Here is a 20,931-nt window from a genome sequence, read left to right on the forward strand (position 1 = left end):
GACCGCAGCCGGCACCGCCTGCCCCCAGAGACCGGAGGTCACACCGTCATGACGTTCACCCGCGAGGACACACTGCGTGAACTGCCCACCGACGAGGGGACTCTGCGCTACCACGAGGCGGGTGACGGACCACCGTTGCTGCTGTTGCACGGTTCGGGACCGGGGGTCACCGGCTGGCGCAACTACCAGCGCAATCTGCCGGCGTTCGCCCGCCACTTCCGCTGCCTCGTCCTGGAGTTCCCCGGCTTCGGCGTGAGCGACCCGACCACGGATAACCCGATGGCGGCGGCCCCCAAGGCGGTGCTGCGGTTCCTCGAGGGCCTAGGGCTCGACCAGGTCGACGTCGTGGGCAACTCCCTCGGCGGATTCGTCGCGGCCCACCTCGCCGTCGCCCGCAAGGACCTCTTCCGCCGGGTCGTGACCATCGGCGGCGTGGGCCGCAACATCCTCTCGCCCGCGCCCAGCGAAGGCCTCAACCTGCTCGTGGAGTTCGCCGAGAGCCCGACCCGGGAGAACCTCGTCCAGTGGCTCAGGTCCATGGTCCACGACCCGGAGGTGCTCACCGAGGAGCTGATCGAGGAGCGGTGGCGCAGCGCCACCGAGCCCCAGACGCTCCAGGCCTCACGCCGGATCTACGGCCGGCAGGCCATGGCCGCGATCCTCGCCGCGCAGTCCGCCTCGGACCAGCCGATCTGGGCCGCACTCCACAAGATCACCGCACCCACGCTGCTAACGTGGGGCCGGGACGACCGGGTCACCCCCCTGGACAACGCGCTGCTGCCGATGCGCACCATCCCCAAGGCGGAACTGCACGTCCTGCCGGACTGCGGCCACTGGGCGATGATCGAGCAGCAGGCGGCCTGGGAGAGCGTGGTCCTGGCCTTCCTGACCCGCCCCGGGGCCTGAGGAACGTGGGCGGGCGCAGCCGACTGCATGGGGGAGACGTGGGCAGAGTCGCCGAGCCGAGGCAGCCGGCCGCTCCCGTCTCGGACCGGCAGATCGCCCGGCGCGTCCGCATCCTGCGCGCGGCATCCGAACTCGCCGCCCGCGACGGGCTCGCCGGCGTCCAGATGCAGGACGTCGCCAAGGAGGCGCGGGTCGCCCTCGGTACGCTGTACCGCTACTTCCCGTCCAAGCCCTACCTGTTCACCGCGGTCCTCGAATGGCACATCGAGACGATCCTCGACGGTCACGCCGAGGAATCCGTGGCCGACGGGACGGCGGACCGGGCGACCGAGGCGGCGGACACACTCGTCGAACTCATGGTCAAGCTGCTGGACAGCCCGCTGCTGGCCTCGGCGGCGGCGCTGTCGGCGTTCAGCGAGTACTCGGCGATGATCCCGACCCGGTTCGACATCCTCGACAGCTGCCTCGGGCGGACGCTGCTGCGGGTACTGGGTGTCCGTGAGGCCGGGGAACAGGACCGCAGCGTGGTGCGGCTGCTCATCTACAGCTGGTGGGGGCTGTTCGTGGCAATGCTCACCGAGGAGATCACCGCCCCGCAGGCGGAGTCGGACCTGCGGCTCGCGGCCAGGCTCATCCTCGCGCCGTACGAGAACAGCTGAGCGCAGGCCCGCCCCCTGCCAGGCGGGCTCCGGTCGGCTCGTGGCAACCTCGCCGGGACCGACCGGCGACCACAGCAGCGGCGCTCCCGGTCCAACAGCAGCGGCCCTCCCGGTCCAAGGGGCAGGCGGTCGAGGGCTCAGGCCAGATCGAGGGCGATGTCCACGATCATGTCCTCCTGCCCGCCGACCAGCCCCCGCCTGCCGACCTCCAGCAGGATCGTGCGCGCGTCGAGGCCGTAGCGCAGGGCCGCCGCCTCCGCGTGCCGCAGGAAGCTCGAATAGGCCCCGGCGAACCCCAGGGTGAGGGTCTCCCGGTCCACCCGGACGGGTCGGTCCTGGAGCGGGCGGACCAACTCGTCGGCGGCGTCCTGGAGGGCGAACAGGTCGCACCCGTGCTCCCAGCCCTGGAGGTTCGCCACGGCGATGAACGCCTCGATCGGACAGTTGCCCGCGCCGGCGCCCTGCCCGGCCAGGGACGCGTCCACCCGGGTCACGCCCTCCTCGACCGCGACCACGGAGTTGGCCACCGACAGGGAGAGGTTCTCGTGGGCGTGGATGCCGAGCTGCGTGGCCGGGTCGAGTACGTCCCGGTAGGCGCGGATCCGCTCCCGCACTCCGTCCATGGTGAGCCGGCCGCCGGAGTCGGTGACGTAGACGCAGTGGGCGCCGTAGGACTCCATCAGCTTGGCCTGGCGGGCGAGTTCGGCGGGCTCCGCCATGTGGCTCATCATCAGGAACCCGGCGACGTCCATGCCCAGCTCCCGCGCCGTGGCGATGTGCTGCGCCGCGACGTCCGCCTCCGTGCAGTGGGTGGCCACGCGTACCGAGCGGATCCCGAGCCCGTGGGCGTGCTTCAGCTCAGCGATGGTGCCGATGCCGGGCAGTAGCAGCGAGGTCAGGACGGCCCGGTCGACGCCGTCCGCCGCGGCCTCGATCCACTCCCAGTCGGTATGGCTGCCCGGCCCGTAGTTGAGGCTGCCGCCGGACAGGCCGTCACCGTGGGCCACCTCGATCGCGTCCACGCCGGCCCGGTCCAGGGCCGACGAGATCCGGGCCACGTCCTCGGGCGTGATCCGGTGCCGGATGGCGTGCATGCCGTCCCGGAGGGTCACGTCCTGCACATACAGCTGGGTCATCGGGAGGTCACCTCGGCCTCGTCGGAGAATCGCCCGGCCACACGCTCGCCGACCCGCAGGGCGGCCGAGGTCATGATGTCCAGGTTCCCCGCGTACGCGGGCAGGTAGTGCGCGGCGCCCTCGACCTCCAGGAACACGGAGACCTTCGTGGACACCTGGGGAGCGCCGGGGGCCAGCAGGGTGTGCACCGGCTCGCCGAGCACGACCGGGGTGAACTGCACCCGCTGTTTGAGCCGGTACCCGGGTACGTACTCGGCCACCGTGGCGACCATGTCCTCGACGGACGCGCGGACCGCCTCGTGATCTGCCTCGCCGATCAGACAGAACACCGTGTCCCGCATGATCAGGGGCGGCTCGGCCGGGTTGAGGACGATGATCGCCTTGCCCCGCTGGGCGCCGCCCACCTTCTCGATCGCCCGGGCGGTGGTCTCGGTGAACTCGTCGATGTTGGCCCGCGTGCCCGGCCCGGCCGACTTCGAGGCGATGGAGGCGACGATCTCGGCGTAGGGGACCGGCGTGACGCGGCTGACCGCGTGCACGATCGGAATCGTCGCCTGGCCTCCGCAGGTCACCATGTTCAGGTTGTCGACATCACCGGCCAGGTGCTCGTCCAGGTTCACCGGCGGCACGACGTACGGACCGATGGCCGCCGGAGTGAGGTCCACGAGGCGCTTGCCGTACGGTGCGAGCCGCTTGGCGTTCTCCACGTGCGCCTTCGCAGACGTGGCGTCGAAGACGATCCCGATCTCCTCGAAACCGTCCATCGTGATCAGCCCGTCCACGCCCTCGTGCGTCGTGGGAACGTGCAGACGCGCGGCGCGCGCCAGGCCGTCCGAGTCAGGGTCGATGCCCACCATCGCGGCCATCTCCAGGCTGTCGGACAGCCGCATGATCTTGACCATGAGGTCGGTGCCGATATTGCCGGAGCCGATCACGGCCACCTTGGTCTTCGTCATCCTTGGTCCTCGGGTTCCTTGGATTCCTTGGGCGAGAACGTCGCGGTGACCGAACCGAGGCTCGACATCTCGGCCCGTACGGTGATTCCTGGCGGCGTCGGGACCAGCGGACCCAGGGCGCCGGACAGCACGACCTGGCCGGCGCGCAGCGGATCGCCGAACTCCCGCGCGGTGCGCGCCAGCCACAGCAGTGCCTCCAGCGGATCCCCGAGACAGGCCGAGCCGTTGCCCTCGGACGCCGGCACGCCGTCGGCGTCCAACCGCATGGTCACGTCCCGGGGTTCGAACTCCTCCAGCGTCAACCGGTCCCGGCCCAGGACGAACAGACCGCTGGACGCGTTGTCGGCGACGGTGTCCGTGATCACGATGTCCCAGTCGGCCACCCGGCTGTCCACGATCTCCAGCGCCGCCACCGCGTATCCGACCGCCGAGCGCACCAGGCCGAGGGACAGCTCGCCGTCCGCCAGATCCGCGGCGAGCACGAACGCGATCTCCGCCTCCGCCCTGGGCTGAAGGAGCCGCTCACTGGGCACGGCCGACAGACCACTGACGTCCATGTCGTCGAACAGCACACCGAAGTCGGGACGATCGACCCCGACCTGCCGTTGCACCGACGCCGACGTCAGCCCGATCTTGCGGCCGACGACCCGCGCCCCGCGCCCGGTCCGGCCGTCGACGAGGCGCTGCTGGACGGCGTAGGCGAGAGCGATGTCGGTCGAGCCGAGCACGTCCCGCACGGGGGCGCACGGCCGTCGGTCACGAGCGGCCCGCTCCAGTCGCCCGGCCGCCTCCGTCACGGCTGCCTCCCGGTTCACGACAGCCATCGGCCCCCACACCTCTGTCATACGCGTCCTCAACTCCTCGTGGACCTCAGCGTCGGTGCTCGCGCCGGGCCACGGCCAGGCACCGTTCCGCTCACCGGGACTCGGGAGCGAGGCGCCCGTCGAACCGGATGACCGTGGGACGACGACGGACAGCCGACGGGTGGAGGCCGAAATGCCCAGTAGTCAGGACACTTACGACGTCATCGTCGTCGGGTCGGGCGGAGGCCTGGTCGGCGCCTACGTGGCCGCGTCGCGCGGCCTGCGCACCCTCGTGCTGGAGAAGACCGACAGGGTGGGCGGCACGGTCGCCTACTCCGGAGCCGGCCTGTGGTTCCCGGGCGCCGCCCCGATCGAGCGGGCGGGCATCGAGGACGACATCGAGAACGCGAGGACGTATCTGCAGGACGTCGTCGCCGACACCTCGCGCGAACGACTCCAGGACGCCTACCTCCGGGCAGGCCCCCGGCTCATCGAGGAACTCGAGGAGAACCCGTGGTTCCAGTCCTTCGTGCACGGGCCTGTGCCGGACTACTACCCGGAGCGGCCCGGCGCCACGGCGAGCGGACGGACCCTCTTCCCCCCGCCCCTTCCGGTCGCCGAGGCCGGGGACGACTTCCGGCTCGTCCGCGGCTCCCTGCCCACGGAGCGGTGGGGTTTCGACGAGGGGCCGGTGGTCAGCGGCGGGCGCGCCCTGATCGGCCGTGCGCTCGCGGCGTTCCTGGAGACGGGCAACGGCACGCTGCGGCTGGGCACCGCGCTGGAGAACCTCGTCGTCGAGGACGGCCGGGTCGTCGGGGTGGAGGCTGTCAGCGAGGGCGAACGCGTCTCGTTCCGCGCCGAGCGCGGAGTGATCCTCGCGGCCGGCGGATTCGAGCGCGACCGTGAACTGCGCGAGCGGCACCAGCGGCTCACCGGTGAGTGGTCCAACGGCGCCCCGGGCAACACCGGAGATGCGCTTCGGGCGGGCATCGCCGTCGGCGCGGCCACCGACCTGCTCGACGAGGCCTGGTTCGTGCCGGGTCTGGTCCGCCCGGACGGACTGCCGGTCTTCCACTCGGGCACCCGGGGCGGGATCTGGGTCAACGGCGCGGGCGAACGCTTCGTCAACGAGACGTCCCCCTACGACCAGGCCGGGCACGCGATCGTCCGCCTCCACGCGACCACCGGTGTCCGGCACATCCCCTGTCACTGGGTGTTCGACCAACGGCAGCTCGACCGGGACGGCATCGGTTTCCCGCCCGCCGAGCCGCTGCCCGAGGAGTGGCTCGCGTCGGGGGCGCTGAAGAAGGCCGACACGCTGGAGCAGTTGGCGCGGTTGATCGACGTACCCTTCGGCACCTTGGACCGCACCGTCAAGGAGTTCAACGGCTACGCGCACACCGGCGTCGACGAGAAGTTCCACCGCGGTGAGACCCCGTGGGACCAGATGTTCCACCACATCGTCGGCTTCCCGGCCGACCCGCGCCAGAACTTCCCGGCCCGCCCCGAACCCGACTGGCCCAACCCCCTGCTCCTGCCGATCGACTCACCGCCGTACTACGCCGCCACGATCCTCCCCTCGGACATCGGGACCAAGGGCGGTCTGCTCACGGACGAACACGCGCGTGTGCTGGACACGGGCGGACGGCCCATCCCCGGCCTGTACGCGGCCGGCAACACCGCGGCCGCGATGTCGGGCCGCGTGTACCCCGGGGCGGGCACACCGATCGGATCGAGCGTCGCCTTCGCGTACCTCGCGGTCCTCGACCTCGCCCATCCGGCCGACTGAGGCACCGCGGCAGCACGGGCGGCCCAACTCGGGCCGCCCGTCGTCGATTTCCCGGTGCACCCCTCTGGTACGCGACCTGCCCCGTTGGTACTTTGGCGTCGGTAGCAAACTGAAATCGATTCTAGTTTCAGCAGAGAGGCGCCGACGATGACGTCTGCCCTTGACCTCGGCTCGCGTCTCGAGACCGAACGGCCCGTTTTGCCTCCGTCGATGATGGAGCGCGTGACGTTGATCATGGACCTCTTCGAGCACCCCCAGACGCGCCTGACGCTCGAAACGGTGTCCCGCCGGACGCGTCTGCCGCGCTCGACCGCCCACCGGATACTCGATCAACTCGTCCGGCTGGACTGGCTCCAGCACATGGAATCCGGATACACCCTGGGTCCACGGGCCCTGGGGCTCGGCGGACGCGAGATCGGCCACAGCGCCCTGCGTGCCGCCGCGGCCCCCCAGCTGCTGGAACTGGCCGTGCGCACGAAGATGGTCGTACATCTGGCGGTGCTCGACGGACCCGAGATCTACTACCTCGACAAAGTCGGAGGCCGCGCGGCCGTCGACGTCCCCTCCCGGGTCGGCGGCAGGGCGATCGCACACTGCACCGGCCTCGGCAAGGCGATGCTCGCCTGGCTGAGCCCGGAGGAGATCGACGCGCGCTACGCGCAGGTCATGGAGCGACGCACCCACCACAGCATCGACTGCCTGGACGTCCTGCACCGGGAACTCGGCGCGATCCGCCGCCGCGGCGGACTGGCCGTCGACCAGGGTGAGTGCTTCACGGACATCACCTGCCTCGGCCTCGCGATCCGCGGTCCCGAGGGGCCGGTCGCGGCCATCTCGGTCGTCGGCGACGCGCGCGCCGCCGTGGAACGCGTCGCACCCTTGGTGGTCAACGCCACCCGGGCGGTGTCCGAGGAGTTCTTCACCGCCAGGCGTCCGTACCCCTCAGCCATGCCGGACCTCGACCGGCGGATACCGCGCCGCAGTGCGGCGGTCCCGGCGAGCGGGTGACGGGCTGGGTGAATGGTGTGAGGGCCGAGGTGTTGCGGTTCCGGTTCGGAGCTTCCTGTGTCCGGGCTCCTGGCCACCGGTGCGCCGGCGCAGGCCGCGTCAGCCACCGTCACCGACGCGACCCGAAACGATCCGACCTTGATCACGCTGCCCCGAGCACGCGGGCGGGGGCCGGGGCGGCTCAGCGGGATCGCTGCGGTGAGGGCAGTGCGCTCAGGGCCTCCGGTGGGACGGTGTGGTCGAGGAGGTGGAGGGGGGCGGGGCGGACTCCTGCGGCTTCGGCGGCGTCCCAGTGGGCGAGGGCGCGTGGCAGATCGACGAGACCGTGGACCAGGGGGAGTTGAGCTCCGTCGGGGCGCCGGTCGGTGAGGTGGGCGTGGAGGAGGGACTCCAGGCGGCAGGAGGCGAGGGTGCCTGGGAGGTGCAGGGTGGGATGGTGCTGGGTGCGGGCGGTTGCGTGGCCGGTGAGTGCGGCGGCCGGGATGCCCGGCGCCAGGTGGGTCTCGGTGGCGTCCAGGGCCAGCAGGCCGCCTCCGAGGATCAGTACGTCCCCGGCGTCACGCATACGGTGCAGGGCGCGCGCGGTGTCGAAACAGTGCGGGAAGGAGTCGTCCACGACGATCGTGCCGGGCCTCAGCCGGTCCACGTCCAGCAGGGGCGTCGTGCTGCCGCTGACCGCCGCGACGATGACGTCGGCCGCCTCGTAGATCTCGGTGGGGAGGGTCCTGGCGACGTCTGCCTCGACGACCCGCACAGGGGTCAGCGGGTGCCCGGCCGACACTTCGGCGGCCAGTTCGCGCAGGCGGGGCGCACTGCCGGGCAGGTCGCAGAGCAGGAGGCGGGCCGGCGGGCGGGGGCTGCGAGCCAGGAGCAACCGTAGCGACGACGTGCCGATGGAACCGCAGCCGACGACGGCGAGGGTGAGCTCGCCGAGGTCGCGGCCGGTCGCGGCGAGGGCGGCGTGGACCGTCTTGACGACGGCGACGGTCGTCGTCGCGTGCCCGGTGGTCAGGGAGGCGGGTGTCGGCGTGGCGCCGGCCGCCTGGGTTTCGCGCAGGACGTCGTACCCGTAGCCGGTCAGGGACGGGATCATGCCGGCCAGCGAGACGCAGCGGGCGCCGAGGGACGCGGCGTGGTCGACGGCGCGCGCGGTGAGGCCGGCCAACGTGGCCGGATCACCGGAGGGGAGCGGGCCGGTCAACTCGTCGGCGAACAGCGGGAGGGACACGAAACCGGATCTGCCCAGCGGAGTGGTGAGGTGCTCCAGGAGTCTGGGCCTGCCGTCGGGGAACAGGAGGGCCCGGATGTCCTCGCGTCTGGGCGCCAGATGTGCGGGGAGCCCGGCGAATGCGGCCAGGTGGTGAGGCGCGGGCAGGTATCCGACGAGCGCGGCGTCGAGTGTGCCGTGGCGAGGGGTGGAGGACGGGGCGGAGATCCTTTCGCGGGGGGCGGGTTCCGCCAGCTGGCCCTGCAACTCGACCGCGAAGTCGGCGAGTTGCTCCTCGGTGAGGGCGGTCGCCGACGCACGGGCCGTGACGCGCAGGCCCTCGCCGTCGTCGGAGGGCCGTACGGCCAGGAAGACGTCGGTGCCCAGCGGAGGCGGGGTGAGTTCGGTGTCGGCGTCGTCGGGTTGGAGGGTGAGGGCCGTGTCGGGGAGCGTGCCGAGAGCGGTGAAGTCGAGGAAGGTGAAGAAGAACTGGGCGGTGCGGGGGAGCCCTTGGGGTCTGCGCAGGTACAGGGGACCCGAGGCGCGGGCCGCGATCGACTCCGCGGCGACACGGCGCAGGTCCTCCTCGAAGCAGGGGGGGGAGAGCGACGCTGCGGGGTCGAGTCCTGGGCGCAGGGCCACCGCCTCGCTGAACGGGCCGAAGACGCGGTGGGCGTCCTGTGTGGTGTCGTCCCGTCCGGTGACGGCCATGCCGAGGACCAGGTCGCGGCGTCCGGTGAGGGCGGCGAGGGCACGGAAGTACGCGGTCAGGACCGGGGCGTGCAGCGTGGTGCCGCAGCTCCGGGCGAGGCCTCGCAGGGCTCGAGTGCGGTCCGCGCCGAGCGTGAAGGAGACGGTGTGAAAGCCGGGGGCGGCGTCCTCGGGGCGGAGGGCGCGCAGGACGGGCGCGGTGTACGGCGTGTGATGCCGGGTGCGGTACTCCTCGGTCTGGGGGTCCGGAGGCTGTGGGGCCGTCGGCCGGCGCTGAGCGGTGCGATGCAGGACGTGGTCGCGGAAAGTCGAGCGCAGAGGCTCCAGCCCGTGGGGGAGGCCGCGTGCGAAACGGCCGTACACCGCGAGGAGTTCGCGGGTGAGGAGCGCCGCACTGAACCCGTCGCCGATGAGGTGGTGGGCGTGGACGAGGAGGACGTGTTCGTCCGGTGCGACCGTGAAGAGGCGCAGTCGCAGCAAGGGCCATGCCCAGGGTTCGAAGCGGCGGCTCGTCTCCTCGGCCACGCGCGGCTCCAGCAGTGCGGAGTGGCCAAGGACCTCCGTCGCGACAGGGAGGCGGAGCGAGGCGGGGAGTTCCTGCTGCACGGGCGGGCGGGCGCCGGCCGGGAAGACGGTGCGGAGCATCGGGTGCCGCGCCACGAGCACGTCGACGGCGCGCTGGAACATCTCCGGGTCGAGGGGGCCGCGGATGCGGAAACGGGCGGACCAGGCCGGGTTGCCGCTGGAGGCGCCGGACGGATCGGCGATGCCGGGTGTGGCGGAGGCGAGGGCGTCGGCGAGGAGGAAGCCCTGCTGTGAGGGGGTGAGGGGGTAGGGAGTGAGGAGGTCCGCGGCGGCCCCTCGGCCGGGCCCCTGGGGTGCGGTCGGCTCGGCGGCGGCCGTGCCGGTCTCCGTGCCGTCGTCCGTGCGTGCGGCGGCGTCGGTGGCGGCGTCGATCGCGGTGGCCAGGGCGCTCAGGGTTCGGTGCGTGTAGACGGCGGTCGGGCGGGGCAGCGCCGGGCGTTCGTGGCGCAGGCGGGCGAACAGTTCCAGCACGGTGATGGAGTCGCCGCCGAGTGCGAAGAAGTCGTCCCGGCGGCTGATGCCGGACTGCGGGACGTCCAGCAGCTCGGACCAGGCCTTCGCGAGCAGGTGCTCGGTGGGCGTCGACGCGGGGGTGCGCGCAGGCTCGATGTTCTCGGACTGGGCCTGGGAGTGGGCGAGTTGGGTGTTCGCGCGCTCGGTGATTCGGGGCTCGGTGGTGGTGCGTTCGCTGTACCCGGGCCCGGTGTCGGCGGGGTCTCCTGGGGGCGTCAGCCGGTTGCGGTCGATCTTGCCCGTGCCGGTGAGCGGCAACGCCGGGAAGGAGTGGATGCGAGCGGGAAGCATGTACGGGGGGAGCGTGCGGGAGAGGAAGCCGCGCACCTCGCCCGGGTCGAGGGCGTGCGCGGCGGTCCGGGGCTCGGCGTACGCCACCAGCCTCCCGTCGCGCAGCAGTACGACCGCGCGGGCGACGCCGGGGTGAGTGAGCAGCGCGGCCTCGACCTCGCCGAGTTCGACGCGGTGGCCGCGGACCTTGACCTGGTCGTCGAGCCGGCCCAGGAACTCCAGTACCCCGTCGGCCCGGCGGCGGACGCGGTCGCCGCTGCGGTACCAGCGGCGGCCGTCGCGTTCGGTGAAGGCGGCGGCGGTGAGCCGGGGCTCGCCCAGGTAGCCGGGGGTGAGGCCGGTACCGGCGATGAGGAGTTCACCGGCTTCGCCCGGGGCGCACGCGCGGCCGTCCTCGTCGATCACCATCAGTTCGGTTCCGGCGACGGGGCGGCCGATGGGGAGATGGCGTACGTCGTCGGCGGGCCGGGTGTCGATGATGTGGCAGGTGGCGTTGATGGTGGCCTCGGTCGGACCGTACAGGTTGGAGATGCGATGCGGCCGCGGGGTGCGGGGCTTGTCGGCCGGGGCGTCGAGGAGGTCGAACCAGCGACGTACATGAGCGGCGGGCAGGGCCTCGCCGCCCACGTGGACCCAGCGCAGGGCGGAGAGGTCAGGGGCCGTGCCCGTGCGGCGGAAGCGATCCTCGGCGGCGGTCAGCAGGCGTTCCCAGAGCGTCGGAACCGAACTCCAGACCGTGATCCCGTCCGCGACGACATGGTCGAGCAGCGCCTCGGGGTCGCGCAGCAGGTCGCGCGAGAGGGTGTGCACGGTGGCCCCGCTCAGCAGAGGGGCGAGCAACTGCCTCACGGAGGCGTCGAAACAGACCGAGGCGGTCTGTGCGAGCCGGTCGCCCGGGCCGTAGCCGAAGGTGGCCAGTGACCAGTCGAGGTATTTCGTCATCGACCGGTGGGTGACGGGGACGGCTTTGGGACGGCCGGTCGAGCCGGAGGTGAAGATGACATAGGCGATGGCCTCGGGGTCGGTGGCGCCGCACTCGGGGTCGGCGACCGGTGCGTGGCTCAGGGGGCCGGAGGTGGTGACTGCTGTGATGCCGTCCAGAGCGGCGACCGCCGGGCGGCTCGCCGCGTCGCAGACGAGCACGCGTACCCCCGTGCGGGCCAGCTGGTCCCGGTGGCGCGCGGTGGGGTGGGTGGCGTCCAGCGGTACCCAGCCGGCGCCGGCCCGGAGGATGCCCACGACCGCGGTGACCGTGTCCGTGCCGCCCGGCTCGGTCAGCAACCCCACCAGGTCGCCGGAGCGTACGCCGTGGGCGCGGAGCCGGGCGGCGAGAGCGGCGGACGCCGTGTCGAGGGCGGCGTAGGTGAGCGTGGACCGGTCGGCACCGGCGACGGCCACGGCCCGCGGCGTGGCCCGGAACCGGGCACACAGACGGGCGACGATCCCGGCGCCGGCGCCGGCACCGTCCCCGTCGAGCGCGTCGGCCGTGGTGTCCCCGCCGTCCGCGCGGTCCGGTGTGCGGGCGTGAGATCCGAGGCAGACCGGAGTGGGTGAGGGGTCGGTGACGGTGGCGCGCAGCTCGGCGACGTACTCGTCGGCGAGGCGGCGTACGGTCTCGGGGCGGAACAGCCGGGCCGGGTAGTTCCAGGACAGGCGCAGGGCGGCGTCCGCCTCCCAGCAGAGCAGGCTGAGCCGGGTCGCGGCGGACGCGGTGGCCGCGGCCGTGGGGGTGACGGTGACGGGCCAGTCCGAGCCGTGGACCACCGGGAAGCGGGCGAAGCTGAAACCCGCCTCTGCCGCGGTGCGCGGGGCCGGCCCCGCGGCGGGTCGCAGTTCGGAGAGCAGTCGGGCGAAGTCCGTGCTGCTCAAGGTCGCGTGGGTCTCGGCCTCGCGCCAGATCAGCAGCAGCCGCTCGGCGAGCGTGCCGACCGGCTCGCCGGGGTCGACGTCCACGAACACCGGCAGTGTGTCGGCGAGGGGTCCCACCAGACGGTCGATGCCGGCCACCCGCGATTCCCGCCGGGACCGGGCCACGTTCACCGCGACGGTCCGCTGTCCGCTCCACCGGGCCAGACAACGGCCGTACACCGCCAGCAGCAAGTGGAACAACGAGACGCCGTTGCGGGCCGCGGTCTCGCGCAGCTCGGCGCTGAGGGCCTCGTCGACACCGGTGGCGTGGTGGACGAGGGGTGCGGCGGGAGCTCCTTCGGGGTCGCCGTCGTACGGCAGGGAGGGGGTGGTCGCCGGTGTGGCGGGCGTGTGCTCGGCCAGGCGTTCGCGCCAGTACCGCTGGTCCTGTGCGAACTCCGGTGACCGGCGTTCGGCGGTGAGCGCGGCCAGGTAGTCGGCGAACTCGGCCCGGCAGGCGGTCAGCGGGGCGTCTTTCTCGCCCTCGCCGCCGCTCTCGCCCTGGTCCACGCTGTCTCGCCGGGCTTCGTCCTCTCGCGTGAGGGCCGTGTAGAGCGACCAGAGTTCCTCGCAGAGCAGCTTGAGGCTGAAGCCGTCGGCCGCGGCGTGATGGACGACCAGGAGCAGGTGGGCGACGTGTGCGTCGTCACCGTCGTGGACGAGTACGGCTCGTATCGGATCCTGTGTCGTCAGGTCGAACGGGCGGTTGCACAGCTCCTGTTCCAGCCGCGCGAAGTCGAGCGGTCCACGGACCTCGTACCAGTCCGGCGGCGTGTCGACGGGCCCGGCGGGTGCGGCGTACTGACGGGGGCGGGCGGCGCCGGTGATTCGCATCCGCAGCATGGGATGGCGGGCTGCGAGGCGTGCGAGGGCCCTGCCGAGGAGGGCGGTGTCGAGTGGGCCGGTGACGCTCTGACGTACGTAGCCGTAGGCGGTGACGCCCTCGTGGAGGGTTTCGGTGGCGTGGAAAGCGAGTTGGAGGGGGGTGAGGGGGATGGTGTTGCCGTTATCGGTTGTGGCTGTCGCCGTCGCTGTCGTTGGGGCCATGGCCGTCGCGGAGGGCGGGGCCGGGGCGGGACTCGGCGTCGGCGGGACGGTCGCCAGGTGGGCGGCCAGTTCGCCGATGGTCCGGTGCTCGAAGAAGAGGGTGGCTGGCAGCGGCCGTCCCAGTTCGTGTTCCAGTCGGCGGGCGAGATCGACGGCGCCGAGGGAGTCCAGGCCGAGGCCGAGGAAATGCTCGTCGACGCCGATGTCCTCAGGCGCGCGATGCAGAGCGTCGGCCAGGAGGCGGCGGATGAGGTCGGTGTGCGACGGCTCCGGTGAGGGGGTGGGGGTGCGGTCCATCGCCGGGACGTGGTCGGGGGACCGGTCCGCGGGTGCGGGGGGCTCGTTCGGGTCGGCGTGACGGTCGCCGCGGGCCTGGGCGGCCGTGGCGGAGTCCGCCGTCGCGGAGGCTGGATCGGGATCCGCGACGCCCGTGCCCGTCATGAGGACGTGTGCGGCGTCCAGACCGACCGCCGCGTGAAGGCCTGTCAGAGCGGCGTGCGAGGTCATCGGGGCCTGGATGTCCGCGGGACCGCGGGGGCGGAGCCGGATCTGACCGCTGGTTCCGCTCGCCAGGCCGGTGTCGGAGACGGGGCCGAAGGCGATCGTCTGCCAGGGGAGGCCGACCGCGCGTTGTGCGGTGGCGAAGGCGTCGAGGAAGGAGTTGGCGGCGGCGTAGTCGCCGAGGGCGCCGGCCAGACCGGGCAGCACGGCGGAGACGGACGAGAAGGCCAGGCAGACGGCGTCCTGCCTGCCATGTCGGCGCAGGGCGTCGGCCAGCAGTGTGGTGCCGTGCACCTTCGCGGAGAGGACGGCCTCGATCTCGTCGTCCGGCTTGGCCCGCAGACTGCCCGGGCGCACCGTGCCCGCCGCGTGGACCAGCACGTCCAGGGACGGCAGGCCGGCGATGAGCTCGTCGACGGCGTCCGCGTCGCAGACGTCGGTGGCCTGGTAGCGAGCGTGAGCGCCGAGGGCGCGCAGTTCGTCGAGCAGGGCGCGTGGCGGTGTCGGGGTCCGGCCTGCCAGGACGAGGGTGGGGGTGCCGCGTCGGGCGAGGTCCCGGGCGAGCGCGCCGCCGAGGCCGCCGGCGCCGCCGGTGATCAGATAGGTGGCGTCGTAGGGCAGGAGCGTCGGGCGGTTGGGTGAGGCGGGGGTAGTGCTCGCCGGTATACGGGCGAGTCGTCGGCCCACCCTCCAGGCGACGGTGCCGCCCGCGCCTCCGCCGGCTCCGGGAGGAGGCGTCGTGGCGTACAACTCGGCTTCCAGTGATCGGAGTTGAACGCTCACGGAATCCTGGGAGGACAGGTCGACACTCAGCGAGGAGAGCCCTGGGATCTCCTCGGGCAGGGCCAGGGCGAAGCCGTGCAGCAGGGCCTGGACCGGGCGGGGGCGGTCGAGGGCGTCGCCGCTGCCGGTGACGTACGCGTTCTCGGTGACCAGCAGCAGACGGGTCGGGGAGCTGCCGAGCGCCGCCAGTGCCTCGCGCAGGGCGGAGACCGCGGCGCGGGTGTCCGGTTGCGGTCCCTCAGTCTGGCCGGCGAACCACAGGACGGTCTCCGGGGGGCCCGCCGTCTCGGAGGCGGCCGAAGCTTGGTCACCGTCTGGAACCGGGGTCGGCTGAGATCCCGACACCGTCACGCCGCTGCCGGTGAGGCGCTCGGCGAGGGACCGCCGCAGTGCTGTGTCGGCGCCGGTCAGCCGCACGACACGAGGGCCGGGGCCGGCGGTCAGGGGCGCGTCGCGCCAGAGGAGGGGCTGCGGGGCGGCGGCCTGACCCTGGGGAGAGGGTTGGGGTGTGCGCGATGCCGGGCCGGGCCGGGACGCCGTGTCGGGCCTGTCCGGCCAGTGTCGGCTGCGTTGGAAGGGGTACGTCGGGACGGGCACGCGTCGGCGGTTCGTGCTCCGGGCCGGGGACGACGGGGACAGCGGGGCCCCGCGGGTCCAGAGCCGGCCCACGGTCTCCAGCAGGGCTTCGGCTCCTGGTGCGGAGTTGGCTCCCGGTGTGGTGGCGGCGGGAAGCGCGGGCAGGACCGTGACAGCTGAGGCCGCGACGCCTGAACCCCCGAGACCTGAGGCCGTCACACCTGAGCCCGCGACCCCTGGGCCCGTGAAGCCGGAATGCGCGGCTGCCGTCGAGCGGATGGCGCCGGAGAGCGAGGCGCCGGGGCCGAGTTCGACGAACGTGTCGTATCCCTCCTCCAGCAGCCGGGAGACGGCCGTGCCGAAGCAAACGGGGCGGATCGCGTGATCGCGCCAATAGCCCGAGCCGGGGGTCAGGTCGGGGTCCCAGCGGCCGGTGACCGTGCTCAGCATCGGGACGGCTGCCGGTACGACCGTCAAGGACTTCGCCGCGTTGTGCAGGGGGTCGAGGACGCGGTTCACCATGGGTGAGTGGAAGGCGTGGGAGACGCGGAGGCGGCGGACCGCCACGCCACGCGCGGTGAGGTCCGCGACCGCCCGGTCGACGATCGCCGTCTCGCCGGCCAGTACCAGTTGGGTGGGGGAGTTGACGGCGGCGACGCACAGCGAGCCGCCGGACCGCGCGATCACCGCGGCGACGGTGTCCTCGTCGCCCCGTACGACCGCCATGGCGCCCGGCGGGGCGAGCTCGCCCACCAGGCGTCCGCGCTCGGCGGCGAACGCGACCGCGTCGGAAGGCGACAGGGCGCCGGCGATGCACGCGGCGGTGATCTCGCCGACGCTGTGCCCCACGACCGCGTCGGGTGTCACGCCCCAGGCGGCCAGCTGTCCGGCCAGCGCCACCCCGAAGGCGACCAGCAGCGGCTGGGTCACTTCTGTCCGCGCCAGGTCGGTGGGATCGGCCCCCTCGTCCAGGCACCAGGCAGCCAGGCTGCGGCCGAGGACCGGCCCGGTCAGGGACGACGCTTCGTCCAGCAGGTCGCGGAACACGGGCGCCGAGCGGTACAACTCCCGCCCCGCATTGCCCCATCGGGTCCCTTGGCCGGGGAGGACGAACACCGTCCGCGGCCGGGTCCGGACGGGGGCCGTCGCCCTGCCGTCCGGGCCCGGCACCGCCACCGACGCGAGGTCCGCCATGGAGCCGTCGAGTTTCCGCGCGAGGTCCCCATGGGCCACGACGGCCATCCGGTACGGTCCTTCGTCCCGGGCGGTGTTGACGGTGGCGCACACGTCGCCCTCGTCCAGATCGGGGTGGGCCCGCAGATACGCGGCCAACTCGGCGGCGGCCACACGCAGCGCGTCCCCGGTGCGCGCGGACAACGTCAGAAGGTGGGGGCCGCCCGTCGCCTCGGGCATCGCGGCCGCCGCCTCTTCGGCGTCCCCGGGCGCCTCCTCCAGGATCGCGTGCGCGTTGGTGCCGCCGAACCCGAACGAGTTGACGCCCGCTGTCAGCGGCCGGCCCCGCACTCCCGTCCACTCCTCGTTGCCGGCGACCAGGCGGAAGCCAGGGGCGCTCCGCCCTAGGAAGGGGGCGGGCTCGGCGGAGCCGGGGGATGGCGGGAGCCGCCGGTGGGAGAGGGCGAGGACGACCTTGACCAGGGCGGGCATGCCCGCGGCGTTGAGAAGGTGTCCCAGGTTCGCTTTGACGGAGCCGACGAGCCGCGGAGCCCCGTCGGCGCGGGGCGGGAACGCCTGGCCGAGCGACTGCGCCTCCACGGGGTCACCGATCGGCGTGCCCGTTCCGTGCGCCTCGACGTACGACACATCGGCCGGATCGACGCCGCACTCCTCGTACGCCCGGCCGATCACCTCGCGCTGACCGCGCGGCGTGGGAGCCAGGAGACCGAGGGAGTGGCCGTCGTTGTTCACCGCCGTGCCGCGTACGAGTGCGAGGACCGGGTCACCGGTGGTGCGGGCGTCGTCCAGGCGGGCCAGGACGATCGCCGCGCCCCCTTCTCCCAGCACGAAGCCGTCCGCGTCCGCGGTGAACGCGCGGCACCGGCCGGTCGGCGACAGCGCGCCCGTCGCTTCGAGGAGACGATGGCCGGTGGGCGTCAGGCTCAGGTTGACCCCGCCGACCACCGCGAGGTCGCACTCGCCGGCCAGCAGACTGCGCCGGGCCAGGTGCAGGGCGACCAGCGCGGAGGAGCAGGCGGTGTCGACGGCCAGGGCGGGGCCGTTGAGGTCCAGTGCCTGGCTTACGCGGGCGGCGATCAGGTTGGGGAGGTTGCCGGCGAGGGCGGCCGGGGTGCCGGCGAGGTCCCCGTCGGCCGCCTCGGTGAGGATCTCGCGGTAGCCGCTGTCGCCGGTCGCCGCGAAGACCCCGATCCGGCGGTCGTTGCGCCGGGGGCCCGCGTATCCCGCTCGTTCCAGCGCCTCGTGGGCCAGTTCCAGGAAGATGCGGGCCTGAGGTTCGGTCGCCCGTGCCTCCGCCTCGTCCATGCCGAAGAAGTCGGCGTCGAAGGTTGCGGGATCCGGAAGGAAGGAACCGACGCGGGGCGTCGGGCGGGGCGCTTCGTGCCCCCGGCGGCCTTCGGGCAGTTCGCCGACCGTGTCACCTCCGGCGGCGAGCAACTCCCAGAACGACTCGGGCGTGTCGGCGCCGGGGAACCGGCAGGCCGTGGAGAGCACGGCGAGGGCTCCGCCCGGGGAACCGGGTTCCGCAGAGGTCGTAGGCCGTGCCGGCGCGTGGGGGACTGCGTCCGCATCTGAAGGAGAGTCTGAATCCGCACCCGCACCCGCGCCCGCACCCGTACCCGCACCTGCGCCCGCGCCCGCATCTGCGCCCGCACCCGTACCCGTACCCGCACCTGCGCCCGCGCCCGCATCTGCGCCCGCACTCGCACCCGCACCCGCACCCGAGTCCGCCATCAGCGCGAGCACGTGCCCGGCCTGTCCGGCCACCGTGTCGTGGTCGCGCAGCGCGCCCGGCTCGACCGTCACGGCGAACGTCTCCTCCAGTCCGGAGAGCACGGCCATCGCCTTGAGCGAGGATCCGCCGAGGTCGAAGAAGCGCTCCTGAAGCCCTACTTCCGACACCGGAAGCGCCAGCGCACGCGCCCAGATCCGCTGCACGGATTCCTGAACCTCACGCAGCGACCGACGGGAGGCGAACATCCCCGCCCGCGCCGCTCCGGCCCCCGCGGTGACCGTGATGTCGGCCCAGCGGCTCTCCACCGTGGCGTACCGCCCGTCCTCGAAGCGCGCCCGCAGCTCTCCGCGGCGCAGCTTCCCGCTGGTGGTGCGCGGGAAGGCCCCCGGCGGCAACGGCAGCACACGGACGTCGTCATGGCCGAGGGCCTCCCGCAGCCGGCCTCTGGCGGCGCGGAGCACCGGTGCGGCGTCGGTGGGATCAGGACGCGTCCACTGCACGAACGCGACGACCCGCTCGCCCCCGCCGTCCGGATCCGTCGATCCCACGACCGCCACGGCCCCGGACGGCAGCCCCGGGGTCGCCGCGACCGCCGACTCCAGGTCCGATGCGTGGAAGGTACGGCCGTTGACGAACACGACGTCCTTGTGTCGCCCGGTGACGCACAGCCGCCCGTTCCGCAGGAAGCCCAGGTCACCGGTACGGAGCCAGCCGTCGCCGCCGAACGCGGCCGAGCTCGCCCCGGGAGCCCGGTGGTACCCGCGAGCCACCTGAGGCCCCCTCACCTCGACATGCCCTACCCGCCGTTCGCCCACCGGGCCGCCGGAATCACCGGTGATCCGGACCTCGCACCCCCGCACCGGCCGGCCCAGGTCCATCAGCTCCACCGCGTGCCCGCCCGGAGCGGTCTCCACCACCCGGTTCCGGCTGAGCGCGGCGCGGTCCAGCACGAGCGGTACGGCGGCCTCGCCGAGCGGCGGTACGGTCACGGCGAGGGTGGCCTCTGCCAGGCCGTACACCGGGAGCGGGGCGCTGGGGTCCAGGCCGGCCGGAGCGGTCCGGGCCGTGAACTCCCGCCAGACACGCGGTGAGATGGGCTCGGCGCCGACGAGCAGCAGGCGGACGCAGCTGAGGTCGAGGCCGGCGAGGGCGGTGGCCGGGACGCTGCGTACCGCGAGACCGAGGGCGAAGTTGGCCGCCGACAAGAGCGTGGCGCGGTGGCGCGCGGCGGCTTCGAACCACAGGGCGGGCCGCTTGGCGAAGGAAAGCGGTTCTATCCGTATCTGCTTCAGGTGCGCGGCCATCGGAACGAGATGCGTGCCGATGAGGCCCATGTCGTGGAAATAGGGCATCCAGGTCGCGATCACGTCCTCTGAGGTGATCTCCATCGCGGCGCGGATCTGGCGGAGGTTGGCGAGGACCGCGGCGTGGGACAGCTCCACACCCTTGGGAGCGCCCGTGCTGCCGGAGGAGAACTGCAGGAAGGCGACGTCATGGGCAGCGGGCCGGGGCAGTTGCTGCGGCGGGCGGCCGCGACGAAGCCCGTCCAACCGCAACAGCCTTATGGAGCCCTTGAGTTCGCCGCTCGGCCCGTGGCCGTCGCTGTCGTCGTAACTGTCCCCGACGGCGGTGGCCACGGCTGCCGTCGACTCGTCCACCATCACGGGCGGCCTGCCGAGCAGTTCCCATACCGGACCGATGCGGCGCGGCTCGGCGGCGAGCGGGACGGGTACGGCCCCGGCTGCCAGTGCGCCCCAGAACATCGGCTGGAAGGTGTCACCGCGGTCGGCGACCAGCGGCAGCGGGGTGCCCGGTTCCACGCCCGCCGCGAGGAGACCGCCCGCCACGCGCAGGGCGTCGTCCCGGAGTTCGGCGAAGGTGACCGTGTGCTCACCGCCGTCTCCCCGGACATGCACGACGGTCTGCCCCGGGGCCTCTCGCGCCGCTTGGAGCAGGATGTCCAGCAAGGTCGACGTGGTCACGTCTTTCACGCCCATGTTCGATCTCTCCACTGTCCGGACTCTACAAGTGGGGCCTTCGGGCCCCGGGTTCGCCGTTGCGTGCCCGCGAGTCCTGTGCGAACAGGGGGGCTTTGGGGTGGGACGGCAGGGTCGGCGGAGCGGTGGCGCTCCGCGGTCAGCGCAGCCAGGCGCTGTACTCCAGTACCGCCCCGGCCTTGATCCCGTACCGGGGATCGTCCCGGGTGGCGGTGGTCTCCAGGCCCAGGACGGTGCCGGTGCCGGGATCGAGGATCAGCATGCGCCGGGCGCCGGGGACGTCGTACACGTATGCCTCGCCCGGTCGTCCCAGCCGGTCGGTGAGCCGCCCCGCCGGACGCAGCCCGTCGGCGTCGGCCAGGAGTCGGACCAGTGCGGCCGACTCGCGGGCGCCGAGTGTCCAGTGCCCCAGCAACTCCTGCACCGAGTCGAGGAGTTCCCCGGTGGTCAGGGGAGCCATGCTGTGGGTGTGAGCCGTCTCGGCGAGGTAGGCGCGCAGGGCGGCCGGAGTGTGCGGAGGCCGTGCCTCCGGCGGGGCGTCGCTCCAGCTCGGCGGATAGGTGGTCCGGCTCAGCACATGGCCGTCCGAGACGAGGTGCGGTGTGTCGCCGTCGTCGGTGAGGACG

Annotated in this window: 8 protein-coding genes and 1 pseudogene; 4 read left to right on the forward strand and 5 right to left on the reverse strand. The window is 73.0% G+C overall.

Annotated features, from left to right (window positions below):
- The first annotated feature begins 48 nt into the window (after positions 1-48).
- Both IF54_RS0135390 and IF54_RS0135395 read left to right on the forward strand, forming a co-directional pair.
- Entirely contained in the window at positions 49-906 is an 858-nt protein-coding gene (locus IF54_RS0135390) for an alpha/beta fold hydrolase (RefSeq protein ID WP_030326406.1), read from the forward strand.
- A 38-nt stretch (positions 907-944) separates the two neighbouring features.
- Entirely contained in the window at positions 945-1,565 is a 621-nt protein-coding gene (locus tag IF54_RS0135395; protein WP_030326408.1) for a TetR/AcrR family transcriptional regulator, read from the forward strand.
- Positions 1,566-1,702: 137 nt separating this feature from the next.
- Here IF54_RS0135395 and dmpG read toward each other — a convergent pair whose 3' ends face one another.
- From dmpG to IF54_RS0135410, 3 genes are read right to left on the reverse strand one after another with little or no spacing between them, the layout of a single operon-like run.
- Positions 1,703-2,701 carry a 4-hydroxy-2-oxovalerate aldolase gene (dmpG, locus tag IF54_RS0135400; RefSeq protein WP_030326410.1) on the reverse strand — a complete coding sequence of 333 codons (999 nt, stop codon included), beginning with the start codon at positions 2,699-2,701 and terminating at the stop codon, positions 1,703-1,705.
- Positions 2,698-3,657 (reverse strand): acetaldehyde dehydrogenase (acetylating), encoded by a 960-nt coding sequence (locus tag IF54_RS0135405; RefSeq protein ID WP_030326412.1) that lies wholly within the window; start codon positions 3,655-3,657, stop codon positions 2,698-2,700. The genes dmpG and IF54_RS0135405 overlap by 4 nt, the downstream gene beginning before the upstream one ends.
- The gene (locus tag IF54_RS0135410) at positions 3,654-4,481 is read right to left on the reverse strand and encodes a 2-keto-4-pentenoate hydratase (RefSeq protein ID WP_199821282.1); all 828 of its coding nucleotides are present in this window, start codon (positions 4,479-4,481) and stop codon (positions 3,654-3,656) included. The genes IF54_RS0135405 and IF54_RS0135410 overlap by 4 nt, the downstream gene beginning before the upstream one ends.
- A 172-nt stretch (positions 4,482-4,653) precedes the next feature.
- Between IF54_RS0135410 and IF54_RS0135415 the strand changes: the two genes are divergently transcribed.
- Together IF54_RS0135415 and IF54_RS0135420 are read left to right on the forward strand one after the other, a co-directional pair.
- Entirely contained in the window at positions 4,654-6,249 is a 1,596-nt protein-coding gene (locus IF54_RS0135415; protein ID WP_030326414.1) for an FAD-dependent oxidoreductase, read from the forward strand.
- A gap of 213 nt (positions 6,250-6,462) precedes the next feature.
- Positions 6,463-7,257, forward strand: a complete 795-nt coding sequence (locus IF54_RS0135420) for an IclR family transcriptional regulator (protein WP_234439137.1) — start codon at positions 6,463-6,465, stop codon at positions 7,255-7,257.
- A gap of 181 nt (positions 7,258-7,438) precedes the next feature.
- Here the strand turns inward: IF54_RS0135420 and IF54_RS0135425 are convergent, their stop codons facing one another.
- Together IF54_RS0135425 and IF54_RS0135430 are read right to left on the reverse strand one after the other, a co-directional pair.
- Complete coding sequence (locus tag IF54_RS0135425) at positions 7,439-20,305, reverse strand: hybrid non-ribosomal peptide synthetase/type I polyketide synthase (RefSeq protein ID WP_030326416.1); 12,867 nt, start codon at positions 20,303-20,305, stop codon at positions 7,439-7,441.
- A gap of 139 nt (positions 20,306-20,444) precedes the next feature.
- Positions 20,445-20,931: pseudogene (locus tag IF54_RS0135430) on the reverse strand (hypothetical protein); the annotation flags it as partial.

This window comes from Streptomyces sp. NRRL B-3229, from assembly GCF_000719505.1.
Classification (GTDB): Bacteria; Actinomycetota; Actinomycetes; order Streptomycetales; family Streptomycetaceae; genus Streptomyces; species Streptomyces griseorubiginosus.